General features: G+C 58.1%; 16 protein-coding genes, 1 tRNA gene and 2 pseudogenes. 3 read left to right on the forward strand and 16 right to left on the reverse strand.

Annotated features, from left to right (window positions below; all coding sequences use genetic code 11):
- Positions 1 to 211: 211 nt before the first annotated feature.
- A pseudogene (locus tag ACQY47_RS03745) lies at positions 212 to 419 on the forward strand (hypothetical protein).
- Between the two features lie 70 nt (positions 420 to 489).
- Here ACQY47_RS03745 and ACQY47_RS03750 read toward each other — a convergent pair.
- The 10 genes and pseudogenes from ACQY47_RS03750 to ACQY47_RS03795 all read right to left on the reverse strand — a co-directional run bounded on the left by ACQY47_RS03750 (position 490) and on the right by ACQY47_RS03795 (position 8,413).
- Positions 490 to 789 carry a hypothetical protein gene (locus ACQY47_RS03750; protein ID WP_428555804.1) on the reverse strand — a complete coding sequence of 100 codons (300 nt, stop codon included), beginning with the start codon at positions 787 to 789 and terminating at the stop codon, positions 490 to 492.
- A 154-nt stretch (positions 790 to 943) separates the two neighbouring features.
- Entirely contained in the window at positions 944 to 1,933 is a 990-nt protein-coding gene (locus tag ACQY47_RS03755; protein ID WP_428555807.1) for a fimbrial protein, read from the reverse strand.
- 536 nt (positions 1,934 to 2,469) lie between these two features.
- Positions 2,470 to 3,177, reverse strand: coding sequence for an RES family NAD+ phosphorylase (locus ACQY47_RS03760; RefSeq protein ID WP_428555810.1), 708 nt, complete (start codon positions 3,175 to 3,177; stop codon positions 2,470 to 2,472).
- Positions 3,170 to 3,841 (reverse strand): hypothetical protein, encoded by a 672-nt coding sequence (locus tag ACQY47_RS03765; RefSeq protein WP_428555813.1) that lies wholly within the window; start codon positions 3,839 to 3,841, stop codon positions 3,170 to 3,172. Before ACQY47_RS03765 ends, ACQY47_RS03760 begins: the two co-directional genes overlap by 8 nt.
- A gap of 344 nt (positions 3,842 to 4,185) precedes the next feature.
- Positions 4,186 to 4,473: pseudogene (locus tag ACQY47_RS03770) on the reverse strand (Arm DNA-binding domain-containing protein); the annotation flags it as partial.
- Between the two features lie 224 nt (positions 4,474 to 4,697).
- Positions 4,698 to 4,773 (reverse strand) — tRNA-Gly (locus tag ACQY47_RS03775).
- A 63-nt stretch (positions 4,774 to 4,836) separates the two neighbouring features.
- Positions 4,837 to 5,397: a CDP-diacylglycerol--glycerol-3-phosphate 3-phosphatidyltransferase gene (gene pgsA, locus ACQY47_RS03780; RefSeq protein ID WP_099547687.1), complete on the reverse strand. Its 561-nt coding sequence runs from the start codon at positions 5,395 to 5,397 to the stop codon at positions 4,837 to 4,839.
- Positions 5,398 to 5,429: 32 nt separating this feature from the next.
- The gene (uvrC, locus tag ACQY47_RS03785; protein WP_428555816.1) at positions 5,430 to 7,253 is read right to left on the reverse strand and encodes an excinuclease ABC subunit UvrC; all 1,824 of its coding nucleotides are present in this window, start codon (positions 7,251 to 7,253) and stop codon (positions 5,430 to 5,432) included.
- A gap of 1 nt (position 7,254) precedes the next feature.
- On the reverse strand, positions 7,255 to 7,896 hold the full coding sequence (gene gacA, locus ACQY47_RS03790) for a response regulator transcription factor GacA (protein WP_003190387.1): 642 nt from the start codon (positions 7,894 to 7,896) through the stop codon (positions 7,255 to 7,257).
- Positions 7,897 to 8,047: 151 nt separating this feature from the next.
- A complete protein-coding gene (locus tag ACQY47_RS03795; RefSeq protein WP_099547685.1) occupies positions 8,048 to 8,413 on the reverse strand; it encodes a helix-turn-helix domain-containing protein in 366 nt (121 codons plus the stop codon).
- 81 nt (positions 8,414 to 8,494) lie between these two features.
- On the opposite strand from ACQY47_RS03795, the gene ACQY47_RS03800 reads away from it, so the two are divergent.
- Entirely contained in the window at positions 8,495 to 8,734 is a 240-nt protein-coding gene (locus ACQY47_RS03800) for a DNA-binding protein (protein WP_017139021.1), read from the forward strand.
- Positions 8,735 to 8,769: 35 nt separating this feature from the next.
- Here ACQY47_RS03800 and ACQY47_RS03805 read toward each other — a convergent pair whose 3' ends face one another.
- Positions 8,770 to 9,216: a GNAT family N-acetyltransferase gene (locus ACQY47_RS03805; protein ID WP_099547684.1), complete on the reverse strand. Its 447-nt coding sequence runs from the start codon at positions 9,214 to 9,216 to the stop codon at positions 8,770 to 8,772.
- A gap of 1 nt (position 9,217) precedes the next feature.
- Positions 9,218 to 9,967 carry a carbon-nitrogen hydrolase family protein gene (locus ACQY47_RS03810; protein ID WP_428555821.1) on the reverse strand — a complete coding sequence of 250 codons (750 nt, stop codon included), beginning with the start codon at positions 9,965 to 9,967 and terminating at the stop codon, positions 9,218 to 9,220.
- Positions 9,968 to 10,586: 619 nt separating this feature from the next.
- Here ACQY47_RS03810 and ACQY47_RS03815 point away from each other — a divergent pair.
- Positions 10,587 to 11,666 carry a 3-deoxy-7-phosphoheptulonate synthase gene (locus ACQY47_RS03815; RefSeq protein ID WP_428555824.1) on the forward strand — a complete coding sequence of 360 codons (1,080 nt, stop codon included), beginning with the start codon at positions 10,587 to 10,589 and terminating at the stop codon, positions 11,664 to 11,666.
- A gap of 120 nt (positions 11,667 to 11,786) precedes the next feature.
- On the opposite strand, the gene ACQY47_RS03820 is transcribed toward ACQY47_RS03815, so the two are convergent.
- From ACQY47_RS03820 to ACQY47_RS03835, 4 genes are read right to left on the reverse strand one after another with little or no spacing between them, the layout of a single operon-like run.
- On the reverse strand, positions 11,787 to 12,488 hold the full coding sequence (locus ACQY47_RS03820) for an NAD(P)H-dependent oxidoreductase (protein ID WP_017139016.1): 702 nt from the start codon (positions 12,486 to 12,488) through the stop codon (positions 11,787 to 11,789).
- A gap of 9 nt (positions 12,489 to 12,497) precedes the next feature.
- Positions 12,498 to 14,117, reverse strand: a complete 1,620-nt coding sequence (locus ACQY47_RS03825; protein ID WP_428555829.1) for an ABC transporter ATP-binding protein — start codon at positions 14,115 to 14,117, stop codon at positions 12,498 to 12,500.
- A gap of 2 nt (positions 14,118 to 14,119) precedes the next feature.
- Positions 14,120 to 14,947 (reverse strand): ABC transporter permease, encoded by an 828-nt coding sequence (locus ACQY47_RS03830; RefSeq protein WP_428555831.1) that lies wholly within the window; start codon positions 14,945 to 14,947, stop codon positions 14,120 to 14,122.
- A gap of 3 nt (positions 14,948 to 14,950) precedes the next feature.
- A complete protein-coding gene (locus ACQY47_RS03835) occupies positions 14,951 to 15,910 on the reverse strand; it encodes an ABC transporter permease (RefSeq protein WP_428555834.1) in 960 nt (319 codons plus the stop codon).
- Positions 15,911 to 16,040: the final 130 nt, after the last annotated feature.

A 16,040-nucleotide genomic window follows, 5' to 3' on the forward strand; every position in this document is an offset into this window, starting at 1 on the left:
AAGACCGCTATGCAAATGCAGGCGGGCTGCGGCTTTGAATACCTAAGGAGTTCCATTACTCAACAGAATCAACCGACCTGAGAGCCGCATTCTGCAGGGGGTGCGGTTTTAGTTTTGGAACTGTTCCCCCCCCCTCGGCGTCCTGCCGAACGAACACAACCCTCCCGAAATAACACTGACGGCTAAGCTGTTGACTCCACCAGAGGAACCAATGCCAAACTCAGACCTACTCCCTTCTCTGCTCTCAAAGCTTTACGAAAACTAGTTGGCCCTTGAAGCTTCCATCGTGGAAATAGCAAGCTGGGTAGAGCAGCGCGGCTCTGCCGACATGGCTGAGAATGTGTGCGGCGCCTTGCACACCATCGATGAAAGAAGAGTTCACCAAGATGACCCTGGCCGTCCTTATGGCGCAAGACTAACTGCCTCTCGTCGCCTCGAATCGCGCCACGGCGGCAGCTCAATTACTGTATGCGCATCCAGTATTCTGATTTACTCGCAATGAACCTCGACGAAGACACCTGCGATTGACTTGGATGCCCTACGCCCCTGGAAATGTACCAGCACCAGTGCGCCCTGCTCGAGGAAGAGCTGACAGCGACCCAGAAGCGGCTGACAGAGGCGCGCCGGAACATTGCCGGATGGTGCAGATGTGCGACCTGTTGGCCACCGCTCAGGGAGAATCAGCGCCTGGGCCTCGCCCATTACCGCCAGTTTCTTACCGAAGCGCCAGTCTTGAGCCAGCCAGGTAGCGCCGGCGGCACTGGCCTTCAGCACCAGTATCAGCAACACCAGCCCACCCAGTCCCATTTTTCCCCCCAAGCAGGATCCAGATCTATACTATCCGGCTTATTCACCGGTGATCAAATGTAGCTATAATCCCAAAAAGCTCACGAGGTTTCTAATTTGCTCCTCACTGCAACGGAGCCACACGATTGGTTAAGACCTACTGATAAGTTAGTGTAAATGTCGCTTGACCATTAGCACTTCCTGGCGTCACTTTTTCACCCATTTGTATATAGCGCGCGCGTAAAGGAATTTGAAATGCACTTATGCCAGGACGAATATCACCAGCCTTCCACTGCTGAGCGCTCCCCATACTGGAGCTGGGCCCATATTTCAGAACTGTATCTCCGTTCAAGATTTGAATGCCTAAGCCCGAGGCTGTCGAGGATGCACTTAATGATAAAACATCGGAGATATTGGTCGACTTAGAAGCATCTGTTAGCGTGACGTAGGAAGCGACGGAAATACCTGCATCACCGCCACTGCATGATAGTCCAATTGAAAATGAGACAGGGCTGGAGGTATCGCCCAACCGCCGGAAAGAACTGGCTGAATTTATTCCAAACCTAACGGGGATAACCGGCGTTGATACAAGGCAGGTAGGCCCTATTCGAATGGATGTAGAACTCACCACACTTACTGAAACATCTTTTAATATCTGAATATGGCTATATGAACTCAAATTAGAACCGACATTTAAGACCCCGGCCTTGATCGCTCCAGTTCTAACAAGCTCAATCCAAAATTTTCGAGGATAAACTTTGCCGTCAACGAAAGTAGTTTGATCCGTTTGCGTAAAGGTACACACATTAATTGCTTTAGATATAAGCCCTTCACCTGTCGTTTCAAACCACCATTTCACCCCGATACCAGAAATATTAGTTTCAAACACACAGCCTGGCAAACTCGCTTGTACACCGTTCGAGACCATCGAATAAACAGGAGCGCTCCAGCCACCACTTCCAGCATTCGAAGATACATTTGTTACAAACTTCTTTGAAGTCCATAAAACATCTCCCTTCAAACTATTCCCGGTGACATTGATCGTGGACGGCAACGCTATCGACAGCGTTTGGGGAGAGTAATCGACAGCACATGCAGACCTCGCACCGATCAGGCACAACAAAAAACATATAAGTGCATAACGCATTGCCAGTATCCCGCAATCAGAAAAATAAATTCATGCCCCAGCATAAACTGATCGCTACACGCAATAAAATCGGAACAATCGTATAAATTTGTTGATTTATCCTACGGAAATTATCGAAGGATCGGTCAAAGTAGAACGCACTGGATCTTGGGGACCCTATGCTCGCATCAAAAATTGAAAGGCTTCAGTTTCGTGACATTCGGCCCAAGGCCGCATTGGAAATCGTCGATACCGGCGACGTAAATCTACTGTGGGCCATAGTAAACAGGAGATCACCAAGCGGGTTTACAGGAGGATTGTCGCCACTGCTCAACCATAAAAATAGACAGAGTTTCGGAACTCATACTCGAAAGTTTCGGAACACCTATTCAAAACCGGCGTTATCTATCCAAGCCTCAGAAACACAAAAGCCCCGCAAGTGCGGGGCTTTCGTGTAAATCTTGGCGGGAAACCAAGGATTCGAATCCTGGAGACGCCATTAACGTCCTCCGGTTTTCAAGAGCGGATTCCAGGGGTCACTGTTCGGTCATTTTGACTCAGCGTTTTCCCGCGATGATAACGACCCCAATCCGCTCTGCCAGATCTAGCACCGTGTCGAATGCATTCGAGTCGCCGGTCAAGCTGCGTGACACCCCCTGCGGATGGAGTGCGCCGTCAGGAACCCGGTCACCAAAGAGCACCACCGCCCGTGCCGAATCATCTTGTCGCGACACCCAAGACAGCCCTTGGGCATCTGGACACTGACGGTGGATTGCCTCTGCCCATTTGCGTGTCGCAGGATATTGATCTTTCTCAGTGTCGATCAGTTGTTTGCGCGTGATGCCCAGTTTCCGCAGGGGCACGCTGGACAGGTCCACTAGGTGCAGCGGTTGGCTAACCTGGACGGCAGAATGCACCTGTCCAGCCAGCTTGCCTTTGTCGAAGCTCTTGAACCCCGCCGTATGGGGAACGTCATGGAAGACGGTCTCCATCAAGGCGCACTCGACTGTCGTGCCTCCATACAACGTGGGAATCGCCCGCCCCTGATCATCCTGGATCGGGCTGAAGCGTGCGTTGCCGTGCACGCCAGGATTGAATTGATCAGGCTGATACTTATCCTGGTGCACACGATGAAGCACATCGCCTTTGGCGATCACGGTGAAAGTGACGTGCAACGTAGCCGCAGGCACTGGGGTAACGGACGCCGCCAAATCCGTGGGAGGCGTCGCCCTACCCTTACTGGAATCGGTACGCTGCTTAGCCATGGACAACGCCCTGGATTTCATCCTGTGCGGCAGCAATCACCCGATCAGGCTCCGGCGCCAGCAAGTCCTGGGGCCTTTTGCCGCCCAGAAAACTGTTATCTGAGCGGAACCAGTAAGCCATACCCCAGCCGTCCTTGTGGCCAGCAAAAGCCTCAATGACTTTGGCTAATGCCTTGAACGGCCGATAACCCGCATCCGGATTCAAGCCGTAACCAGGGAAATAGTCGACCCCACCGTGATTGATGGCAAATATCTGCCCCTGCTTTTTCCATTTGTTGGGCTGGGCACTCGGGTTTCGGGTACTCAACTGGGCCACCTGCGCGATATCCGCGGCGGTCAGCCAATCACCGCTTTCCAATACCGCTTTGCGGGCTTGGACCAGCATTGCCGCTTCCTTGAGCAGTCGAGGCGAAGGCGGCTTTCGCGTCACAAACACCTCGGCCAGGCGCTCGAGCGACTTAGGGTCCTGACGCTCCTGCAGCACCTCATACATCGACGAAGCCACATTGGCGAAGTTTTCCGCCAAGGCCTCAAATACATTGAGGTTGACCTGATCGAAAGACACGACCAGCACTCGATCCGCATGGGAGCGGCTCAAGCTAGCCCGAGCCTCCTTCGGCGTACCGACCAAGGTGGAGACGCCCGACTGCTCTGTAACGCTCATGGAAATCTCCTCTCCAGTTATCTACGTTATCTAATCCTAGCATAGTCGTGATAACCCTAGCTCTAGCCTTAGCTCCATTCATCCGGATGCATAGGTAGGTTTGAGTGGAGCACACCATACCGTCGATCAGCACGGTGACTCTGGGACGAAAAGCCTAAGGATACGATCTTGGCTTTTTCAGTTATGCGAGCGAGCTCAAGACCAGCAATGGTGGACCGAGAGTTGGCATAAACCAGTTCAGCACTGCTTGAATTCCCAGCAGTCCACGACGTCAGATCGGGCGATCCCGCCCCTACCCCCCTAGGGCTGAAGATCTGCATCACATCGTCCTAAGAAGGTGTTCTCTCGGCCAACAGTTTGGCATTGCGCTCAAGGCGTCGCTGATCGCGGGGATCGAGACCCTTCGCGACCAGCGCCCTGGCGATATTGCGCAGAGCGCGAGCATCGCGTAGACCTATTTCAGGATAAGTACCGAGCGAAATACGAGGCTGTTTGCCCGCCCAAGAAAAACGGAAGTGCCAGCTCTTGGTGCCTTTAGTATTCACGAAAAGCGCAAGGCCATCAAAGTCAGGAAGGGTGTAGTTTTTGGCGCGAGGCCTGGCGTGTCGGACCGCCGTATTGGTAAGGACCATTGTACTAACTCCACTCATATGAATGAAGGAGGGTTGTACCGTTTTCGGGGTGCCAAGCAGCTCTAAAAACTGATTTACCAAGCGTCGAATTGATGTACTAAAAAATGTACTAAAAATTCGTGGATATTGATGTACCAGAATAGACTTTACTGGAACTAAAAAGGAGGCCGAAGCCTCTTTTTTTAGTTTCTACATACTTCAATGGAAGTCTATAGAAAAATAATTGGAGCGGGAAACGAGACTCGAACTCGCGACCCCGACCTTGGCAAGGTCGTGCTCTACCAACTGAGCTATTCCCGCGTCTTGGTGGTGTGCATTCTATAGAATCCAGAACCCCCGTCAACCCCTTGATTCAAAAAAGTTTTATTTCTTTTCAACGGTGGTACGCAGATGCGGCCAGGCGGCGCGCAAATACTGAAGCATGGACCACAGGGTCAGGCCGGCGGCGATGAGCAGCAAGGCGTAACCGATAAGAACCCAAATCGAGAAGTCCGATGGGTTGGCCAGCAAAATCACCAGCGCAAGCATTTGCGCGGCGGTTTTCCATTTGCCCATGTTGGAGACGGCCACGTGGGCGCGGGCGCCGATTTCGGCCATCCACTCGCGCAGGGCCGAGACAACGATCTCGCGGCCGATGATCACGGCGGCCGGCAGGGTCAGCCACAGGTTGCCATGTTCCTGCACCAGCAGGACCAGGGCGACGGCGACCATGAGTTTGTCGGCCACAGGGTCAAGGAACGCGCCGAATGGCGTGCTCTGCTCCAGGCGGCGCGCCAGGTAGCCGTCGAGCCAGTCGGTTGCGGCAGCGAAGGCAAACACCGAACTGGAGGCGGCGTAGCTCCATTCGTAGGGCAAATAGAACAACAAAATGAAAATCGGGATAAGCAGGACGCGTAGAACGGTGATCAGATTAGGGATATTCATCGGCACAACTGGCTACGAGGTGAGAAGGCATTCTATTCGCTGTGCAGACTTGCATAAATCAATTCTGCGAGCTTTTTACTGATACCGGGGGCTTTGGCTATTTCGTCAATGCTGGCACGGGATAGCTCCTGCAAGCCACCAAAATGTTTAAGCAAGTCGCGACGGCGCGTCGGGCCAACGCCCGCCACCCCTTCCAGGGTTGAGGTTCGCCGGGTTTTGCCACGGCGGGCGCGGTGGCCGGTAATGGCAAAACGGTGGGCTTCGTCACGAATCTGTTGGATCAGGTGCAATGCGGGTGAGTCGCCCTTCAAAGTGAACTCATGGGCGGCATCATTCAAGTACAACGTCTCGAAACCGGCCTTGCGCGTGGCGCCCTTGGCCACGCCGAGCAGGATCAGGTCGGGCACGGCCAGTTCGTTGAGCACGTCACGGGCCATGGACAACTGGCCCTTGCCGCCGTCTACCAGCAGGATATCGGGGAGCTTGCCCTCGCCGTCCTTGAGCTTACTGAAGCGCCGCGTGAGCGCCTGGTGCATGGCGGCGTAGTCATCGCCGGCGGTGACGCCTTCGATATTGTAGCGCCGGTAATCGGACTTGATCGGCCCTTCCGGCCCGAATACCACGCAGGAGGCCACGGTGGCTTCGCCGCTGGAGTGGCTGATGTCGTAGCACTCCAGGCGCTGGGGCGGCTCGTCGAGGTTGAGGACCTCGGCCAGGGCATCGAAACGTGCGGCAACGTGCTGACGATTGGCCAGACGCGCGCCCAGGGCCTGTTCGGCGTTGGTCACCGCCAGTTGCTGCCAGCGCGCGCGGGTACCGCGTACACGGTGGCTGATGTCCAGCTCGCGCCCGCGCAGCTCGTGGATCGCCTCGATCAGCGTGGGGAAGTCCTCATGCACCACGTTGACGATCAGTTCGGACGGCAAGTCGCGCTCGGGGCTACTGACGTAGTACTGGCCAAGGAAGGCGGCCATGACTTCGGCCACTTCCTCGTCGATACCGGTCTGCGGGAAGAAGTTCTTGCTGCCCAACACTCGCCCGCCACGCACGCTGATCAGGTGCACACAGGCGCCGCCCGGGTTGACGAATGCAGCGATCACATCGACGTCGCCGTTGCCACCCTCCATGCTTTGCTGGTCCTGCACGCGGCGCAACAGCGAAATCTGGTCGCGCAACTCAGCGGCCCGTTCGAAATCCAGGGTGCTGGCGGCCTGCTCCATGGCGCCGGAGAGTTCATCGGTGAGGGCATTGCTGCGTCCTTCGAGGAACATCACCGAATGGCGCACGTCTTCGGCGTACTCAGCAGGTTCAACCAAGCCGACACAGGGTGCCTTGCAACGTTTGATCTGGTATTGCAGGCACGGCCGCGTGCGGTTTTTGTAGAAGCTGTCTTCGCACTGGCGCACAAAAAAGGTCTTTTGCAGCAGGCTCAGGCTTTCGCGGATCGCACCGGCGCTCGGGTACGGGCCGAAATACTTGCCTTTGGCCTTCTTTGCGCCTCGGTGAATGCTCAGGCGCGGGAAGTTGCCGTCGGACAAATACACATAGGGGTAGGATTTGTCGTCACGCAGCAGGATGTTGTAGGGCGGCCGCCACTCCTTGATCAGCGTCTGCTCCAGCAGCAGCGCCTCGGTTTCATTGGCGGTGATGGTGGTTTCAACCTGGGCGATACGCGCCACCAGCGCGGCGGTTTTCGGCGCCAGCCCGGCCTTGCGAAAGTAGCTCGCCAGGCGGTTCTTCAGGTTCTTGGCTTTGCCCACATAAAGCAGGCGTGCCTCGCTGTCGAACATGCAGTACACGCCGGGGCGGCCACTGCAGGTTGAGAGAAAGGCACTTGGATCAAACGGTGTGGTCATGTCAGGCGCTGGCGTCCACCATGCCGTGGCGTACCGCGAGCAGGGTCAACTCAACATCACTGCTGATGGCGAGCTTCTCGAAAATACGATAGCGGTAGGTGTTGACGGTTTTGGGCGACAGGCACAGCTTGTCGGAGATCGTCTGTACTTTCTGGCAGCCGACGATCATCAAGGCGATCTGGATTTCCCGCTCCGACAGCGCATCAAACGGCGAGTCGCTGGTAGGCTGGAACGATTTGATCGCCAACTGCTGGGCAATCTGCGGGCTGATATAGCGCTGGCCGGCAAATACCAGGCGTATGGCTTGCACCATCTCGGCCAGGCCTGCGCCCTTGGTCAGGTAACCGGCTGCCCCAGCTTGCAGAAGCCGTGTAGGAAACGGATCTTCCTCGCACACAGTGACCACTACGACCTTGATGTCCGGATGGCTGCGCAACAATTTGGTGGTGGCACCAAGACCGCCAATCCCAGGCATCTTGACGTCCATCAAAACCACATCGGGTTTCAACTCCCGAGCCTTGATCAGGGATTCCTCCCCCGATTCAGCCTGGCCGACTACTTGCAGGCCATCGATGTCAGCCAGCATTCGTGTAATGCCCGTACGAACGAGATCATGGTCATCGACTACTAGCACCCTAATCAAGCAGACACCTCGCGATATGGTCTTATAGGTTGCTGAACACCTTAGCAAAAAACCAAGGCGCAGACCTAGCTGCTAGCGTCATATATATAGAGTTTCAACGCGATGCGGCGGCCCGTCGGATGACAAGCAGCGCTATTTCCTGGGTAAAAGGTCAGGAATCCTGGGGTTGCGGTTTGCTTTTCCCATTCGACGCAGCCGAATGTTCGGCCAGGGTAGACGTCAGGCGGCGGATTGCATCCTGGTCTTCCTTGAACATGGCGCGGTAATCACCGAGGACCTTTTCTTCTATCTGGCTGAGGTTTTCCAATTGAATCGGGGTGGCGTTGCCGGTTAACACATACAGGATGTCCACACCTTTTTCGGCTACCCGTGACAGGTAGTCGGCTTTAGGCGCCCGGCCCCCATTTTCATATTTACCCTGGGCATTGGCCTCAACCCCTCCAATTTCACCAAATGCTTTTTGCGACAAGCCAAGTCGCTCTCTTTCTTGCCGCAAACGCGAACCGATTCCACTCATTTGGATGTATGATCCTATCTGGCACACCCCAAGAGGTGACACATTCATCTCGTATTACACAAACTTGAACGGTTTTGAACTATGCCCGGAATCCGTACCGCTGCACAAGCCAAGGCCTGGCTGGAATATCAAGGAAAGTCAGTTCAAGCGTTCGCACGTGAACATGGCGTTGATCCGGCCACCACGTATCAAGTGCTTGCTGGGCGTAAAAAGGGACGGCGTGGGGAAGCCCATAAAGTAGCGGTGCTGCTGGGCATGAAAGAAGGGATTATCGTGGATGAACGCGTCGCTCAACACCTTAATCCAAGCAGTGTGTCCTGAGCGCAGTATGCGCTTATTCCTACAGCGTGCCTGATTTAGTCCACGACAGCCGCCCGACACTCGCGCTCCATGCGCCAAAAGCAGTCCTCCTCCCCGACAATACTCAACCCTTGGCGCTGATACAGGCGTCTCGCCGGGTTGGTCTTGAACACGGTCAAGCGTAAAAGGCCCAAGCCCTGCGCACACGTCTTAAGCACCATCTGCTGTAACACCCAACTGCCAGCGCCCTGTTTGCGGCAGCGCTCGAGCAGGTGTAATTCGCGAATATAGAGTGCCTGGCTGTCACGATTCACGCTGATAAACCCCATCACGGTTTCATTCTGGCAAATCAGCCAGTTTTCACGCGAAGCCCAGGCGACGTCAAAGCCATGGTCAGACCACAACAAATCGTACTGCAGGTAATAGCGGTTCATGGCTTCATGGGTCAGCGTTCGTGCGAATGGCAGGTCGCGGTCCGTCGCCGCGCGCAGGTGAAAAGCCATTTCAGAAGGCTACCACTTGGCCAGTCCATTGCTCACCGTTGCGGCGAGCAATCACCAAGGCCTCGCCAATGCCCGGTACGTCGGCAAGCAGGGTTCCATCAGCGCTCCAGATAGCGCTGCGCCCCGCACAGGTATAACCGCCGGACGGGCCACCATGGTTGGCCATCAGTACCAGCATGCGATGCTCTGCGGCATACCCCTGAAGCAGCGCGCTGTCGGTCGCGTACCCGCCTTCGCTGATCAGCACACCGGCGGCGTACACCGTAGCGCCAGCCTCTGCTGCCAGACGCGGATGGCTGGCGTGGGAAAAGTCCGCACAGACCGCCAGCGCAATCCGCTCATTCGCCCATTCGAGTGCTGCACCGCCCTGCCCTGCGACAAACGCCACCTCTTCGCCCGGGTGCAAATGCTGCTTGGTGTAGACCGCCAGCGAGCCATCTGCGCCCAACACCAGGGCGCCAATAAACACACCGGACCCGGGTGCCAAGCGAATCGGCATGCCCACCACTGCGGTCATTCGCAGCTCTTGCGCCATCTCACGTAGCGGCGCCAGCAGCACGTCCTCGGGCGTAATTGCCAGTTGGGCGGCCAAAGCGGGTTCATAGCCGGTCAACGACAATTCCGGAAACACCAACAATTGCACGCCCTGCTCCGCCGCCGCCTGCATGAACCTCAGGTGCCCCTGGATGTTGCCCGGCACGTCGCCGGCGATGGAAGTGGTTTGAGCAGCGGCGAGGGTCAAGGCAGTCATGGTCGCGTCCTGGCAATCATTATTAACGTGTTACCAGCATATCGGCACTTACCCCATAGCCGTAAGTAGGTCATGCGATAGAAATTACTGATTGAATCAACCCGCGTGCCTCTAGTAAGCTCCCCCCATCATTTGGAGACACACCATGTTGCAACTCACCCACTCTCAGGTTTGCCCTGCTGCCAGCGCCACGCGCTTGGTGTCGGCTACCCGTGTGAGCGGTTTGAGCGCACTGGTCAGCTTTTATTTTGGGTATTGGTTTAGCCACTGGCGCGCCTGATACCTGAAATCGGCGCCCACTACTCAAGGGGTCGCCTACCAGAGAAATCTAACCCCCGGTCGGCTCCCCGACCGGGGGTTTTGTTTTTCAAGGCCCTAATAATTTTGCTTCACACCGAACACTAAAAGGACTCACGACATGAACTACGCCACTTATTACCGTTACGACACTTCGACTGCATGGCGATTTAGCAAGCTCCGTTCGGGACAGCCTGCCGCCTCCGATCGGTCACCTATTGGTGGCAAGCCAACACACGTAGCCAATACGGCCAATTGTCGAACACCCCAGTAGGGCAGAGCGTGCGGGAACAGCCCGCCGCTTGCCCAGGAAGCCTTGAATATGAACTCTGCCACTGCCGCCTTGCCTGTTGCCAACCTGTCCAGCGCCAATGAAGCCCTGACCCAGCGCCTGCCCAGTTCCCTTGAACTCAAGCACCAGTTGCCCCTCAGCCCGTTTCTCAACGAACAGATCCACGCCCATCGCCAAGCCGTGCGCGCCATCCTCAATGGCGAAGACTCGCGTTTGCTGGTGATTGTCGGCCCGTGTTCGATCCACGACCCCGAGTCGGCCATGGAATACGCGCGCAACCTCAAGAAGCTCGCGCTGGAAGTCAGCGACCAGATGCTGCTGGTGATCCGTGCCTACGTCGAAAAACCGCGCACCACCATCGGCTGGAAAGGCCTGGCCTACGACCCGCACCTGGATGGCAGCGACGACATGGCCGCCGGCCTCACGCTGTCGCGCCAACTGATGCGCGAGATGCTGCGCCTGGGTTTGCCGGTCGCCACCGAGCTGCTGCAACCCATGGCCGCCGGTTACTTCGATGACCTGCTCAGTTGGGTCGCCATCGGCGCACGCACCACCGAATCGCAGATCCACCGCGAAATGGCCAGCGGCCTGGGCATGCCGGTCGGCTTCAAGAATGGCACCGACGGCGGCGTCGCGATTGCCTGTGATGCGATGCGCTCAGCCTCCCACCCGCATCGTCACTTCGGCGTGGACAGCCAAGGCCATCCGGCGATCATCCAGACACCCGGCAACCCCGATACGCACCTGGTACTGCGCGGCGGTCATCGTGGGCCGAACTACGATGCGCAAAGCGTGGCGCAGGTGAAACACGACCTGGCCAAGTCCAAGGTCGCGGCGCGCATCATGGTCGATTGCAGCCACGCCAACAGCGGCAAAGACCCGCTGCGTCAACCGGCAGTGTTCAACGACGTGCTGCAACAGCGCCTGCAAGGCGATACGTCGCTGATCGGCATGATGCTCGAAAGCCACCTGTTCGAAGGCTGCCAACCGTTGAGCGCGTCGATGAAGTACGGGGTGTCGGTGACCGATGGTTGCCTGGGCTGGAACGGCACCGAGCAATTGCTGCGCAGTGCGGCTGAGCGCCTCCGCCAGCAACACACAGCCAACTGATCAATGCAGATCAAAATGTGGGAGCTGGCTTGCCTGCGATGCAGACACCCCGGTGTGTCAGGTACACCGAGTTGATGCTATCGCAGGCAAGCCAGCTCCCACATTTGAATATCGTTGCGTTCAGGACAGTGGATACAACGCCTCATCAAACTGCGCCAGCTTCGGAAATACCAAGGGCTGCTCATCCGCAAGCCCTTGCAGCCGCTGTTCATACCCCAGCAGAAAATCCTGCCGCGCCTCGGCACTGATATACGGCACATGCCAGGCCACAAATGGCGCCAGCACGTCATACCCGACATACGCCAGGGTGCCGCGCAGAATCGGCCGCAGCATCTCCTCCAACGGCCCGTGAATCGTGCCCTCACCAAACATATGCTCACGCCCGCCCAAGGTCACGGCGACCAGCGCGCGCTTGCCTGCCAGCCCGCCCTGATCGTAAAAACGCTTGCCGCCGTAACACACGCCGGACACCAGCACCCGGTCGATCCAGCCCTTGAGCATGGCCGGTGCCGAGAACCAGAAGATCGGGAAGTTGAGGATCAGCAGGTCGGCCCACAGCAGCTTGTCCAGTTCGCCCTGGATGTCCGCCGCGATCGACTGATTTTTTACGCCCAGGCGCTGCTCCAGGGCATACACCAGATAATCCGGATTCTCCCGCGTGGCAAAGTCAGCGGCAGACGCCACAGGGTTCCATTGCATGGCATACAAGTCACTCACCTGCACTTCATGGCCCTGGCCTTGTAACGTAGCCAGCGCCTGGTCGCGCAACGCCGCGGTAAACGACTGAGGCTCAGGGTGAGCGTGAACAATCAACACCTTCATGTGCATTCCTCAAACAGTGGGCGCCGCCCGTTGGGCCAGCAAATGGTCGAGCCAGTCCGGGTCCATTTCCGGCTCCGATGAAAACAACAGGCCGGTGTAAGCCTGGTACGGCGGAGTAAAAATCGCATTGCGGCTGCCTTGGTCCACTACCCTGCCCCGCTGCATCACCAGCACCTCGTCGGCAATCGCCCGCACGGTGGCCACGTCGTGGGTGATAAACAGGTAGGCCACGCCCAGTTGTTGCTGCAGGCGGTTGAGCAGTTTCAGCACGCCCTCGGCCACCAGTTGATCAAGCGCCGAGGTGACTTCATCGCAGATGATCAGTTGCGGGTCGGCCGCCAGCGCGCGGGCGATACAGATACGTTGTTTTTGCCCGCCCGATAATTCACGGGGCTGGCGCTCCATGAACACCGCCGGGTCCAGTTCAATCATCTCCAGCAACTCGGCGACCCGCGCGCGCATCGCCTTGCCTTTGAGGCCCAGGTAAAACGTGAGTGGCCGGCCGATGATGTCGACGATGCGCTGACGCGGGTTCAGCGCCGTGTCGGGGATCTGGTAGATCATCTGGATGCGCCGCAATTGCTCCTTGCTGCGCCGCCGAAAATCCACCGGCAGCGCCTCGCCGTCATACAGCACCTGCCCCGCCGTGGCCGGCAGCAGCCCGGTAATCAAGCGCGCGGTGGAGCTTTTACCACTGCCGGACTCGCCGATCACCGCCAGGGTCTGGCCGCGATACAGCTGCATCGACACCCCATGCAGTACCGGCTGCTGCCCATAGCTGGCGCAGGCCTGACGCACTTCCAGCAACGGCACCTGCGCCACCGGGCATGCCTTGGGCTCGGTGCGAAAGCTGCGCACTGCCCACAACGATTTGGTGTAGTCCTGCTGCGGCTGGCTGAGCATGCTGCGAGTGTCGGCCTCCTCCACCAACTTGCCGTGGCGCAGCACCATGATGCGGTCGGCCATCTGCGCGACCACGGCTAGATCGTGGCTGATGTACAAGGCGGCGCTGCCGAAGGTTTTCACCGCGTCACGGATCGCCGCCAGCACTTCGATCTGGGTGGTGACGTCGAGGGCGGTGGTGGGTTCGTCGAAGATAATCAGGTCCGGATGGCAGGCCATGGCCATGGCCGTCATCACCCGCTGCAACTGCCCGCCCGAGACTTGATGCGGGTAGCGTTGGCCAATGGTCTCGGGGTTGGGCAAACGCAGTACGCGGTACAGCTCCACCGCCTCGTGCTCGGCCTGGGCGCGGCTGATGCCGCCGTTGATCATCGCCGTTTCCACATGCTGGTCGATCAGGCGGTGCGCCGGGTTGAAGGACGCCGCCGCGCTCTGCGCCACATACGCGATGCGCAAGCCGCGCAGCTTGCGCAAGGCTTCGGGCTTGGCCTGCAGCAACTCAATGCCATCAAAACACACCGAGCCGCCGATGATGCGGCAACCGTCGCGCGCATAGCCCATCGCTGCCAGCCCGAGGGTGGATTTACCCGCCCCGGACTCACCGATCAGCCCCAACACTTCACCGCGCTGCAAGGTCAGGTCAATGCCCTTGATCAACGGGTGCCAGGCATCCTCGTAATGCCCTTCGACCTGCAGGTTGTGGATTTCCAGCAATGGCCTGTCCATCCTCAACCCTCCTTCAGGCCGCTGGATTTGTGCAGCATCCAGTCGACGACAAAATTCACACTGACGGTGATCAACGCCACCGCCAACGCGGGCAACAATGGGCTGATATCGCCGAAGGTAATCAACACCGCGTTGTCGCGCACCATGCTGCCCCAGTCGGCGGTGGGCGGTTGGATGCCCAGGCCGAGGAACGACAGCGCGCTGATAAACAGGAACACGAAGCAAAAACGCAGGCCGAACTCGGCGATCAGCGGCGCCGCGGCGTTGGGCAGCACTTCGCGGGTGACCAGCCACCACAAGCCTTCACCGCGCAGGCGCGCGGCTTCGACAAAATCCTGCACCACCACGGTCATCGCCACCGCGCGGGACAAGCGAAACACCCGCGTCGAATCCAGCAGCGCAATCACCAGCACCAGCGAGGTGGCGTTGGTGCCGACCACGCTGAGAATCAACAAGGCAAAAATCAGCTGCGGGATCGCCATGAGGATATCCACCACCCGCGACAACCCCTGGTCGACCCAACCGCCCTTGATCGCCGCGACCAAACCGCTCAAACCACCGAGCAGAAACGCCAGCGTCGTCGTCAGGAAGGCAATGCCCAAGGTATTGCGCGCGCCGTACACCAGGCGGCTGAACATATCGCGCCCCAGGTTATCGGTGCCCAGCAAAAACTGGCCGTTCCACGGCGCGAAGCCTTCACCCACCACCTGGGTTTCGCCATAGGGCGCCAGCAGCGGCGCCAACAGCGCCAGCGCGACGTATAACAGGATAATCAGCAGGCCGAACTTGGCGCTCAACGGCGCCCGGGCCACTTGGTTCAACAGGCTCATGGCTTACCCCTTGGGATGCATCAGGCGTGGGTTGCTGGCGATGGACAGCACATCCGCCCCGGTATTGAGCAGGATGTAAGTGGCGGCAAAAATCAGGCTGCACGCCTGCACCACCGGGATGTCACGCTTGGACACCGAGTCCACCAGCAACTGGCCGAGACCTGGATAGACAAACACCACCTCGACCACCACCACCCCAACCACCAGGTACGCCAGGTTCAGCGCCACCACGTTGACGATCGGCGCCAGTGCATTGGGCAACGCGTGCTTCCAGATAATCCGCGATTGGCTGATGCCCTTGAGCCGGGCCATCTCGATATACGGGCTGGCCAACAGGTTGATCAGGGACGCGCGGGTCATGCGCATCATCTGCGCGATCACCACCAGACTCAGGGTGGCAACCGGCAGCACCGAGCGCTCCAGGAGCGTGCCGAACGTGGCATCTGGCGCCAGGTTGGACAGGCTGGGAAACCAGCCCAGCTTCACCGAGAACACCAGGATCAGCAGGTACGCGACAAAGAACTCCGGGAACGACACTGCGCTCAACGCCGTGGTGTTGAGCAGGCGATCGAACCAGCTGTTGCGGTACAGCGCCGCAAGCATGCCCAGTACCAGCGCGGTAGGCACCGACACCAATGCCGCCAGGGCGGCCAGGCTCAAGGTGTTACCCAGCCGCGCACCGATCAACTCGGCGATGGGCCGCTGGTTGGCCAGCGACGCGCCCAGATCACCCTGTAACAGCCGCAACAGCCAGTGCGCAAAGCGCGTCAGCGGCGGCAGATCCAGGCCCAACTGCGCGCGGAAAGCGGCGATGGTTTCCGGCGTGGCCGACTGGCCGAGCATGGCCTGGGCAATATCGCCGGGCAGCAGACCCACGGCCAGGAAGATGATCACCGAGACGGCGAACAGCGACAGTAGGCCGAGGGCCAATCTCTGGAGGACCAGTTTCAACAGACTATTCATGTGTGTGTTGACTCCTAAGCCACCACAAATCCAGTGTGGGAGCTGGCTTGCCTGCGATAGCGGTACATCAGCGATAGATTTTTAGCCTGACACACCGCCATCGCAGGCAAGCCAGCTCCCACATTGAGTC

It is taken from the genome of Pseudomonas edaphica (assembly GCF_965277385.1).
GTDB classification, from domain to species: Bacteria; Pseudomonadota; Gammaproteobacteria; order Pseudomonadales; family Pseudomonadaceae; genus Aquipseudomonas; species Aquipseudomonas edaphica.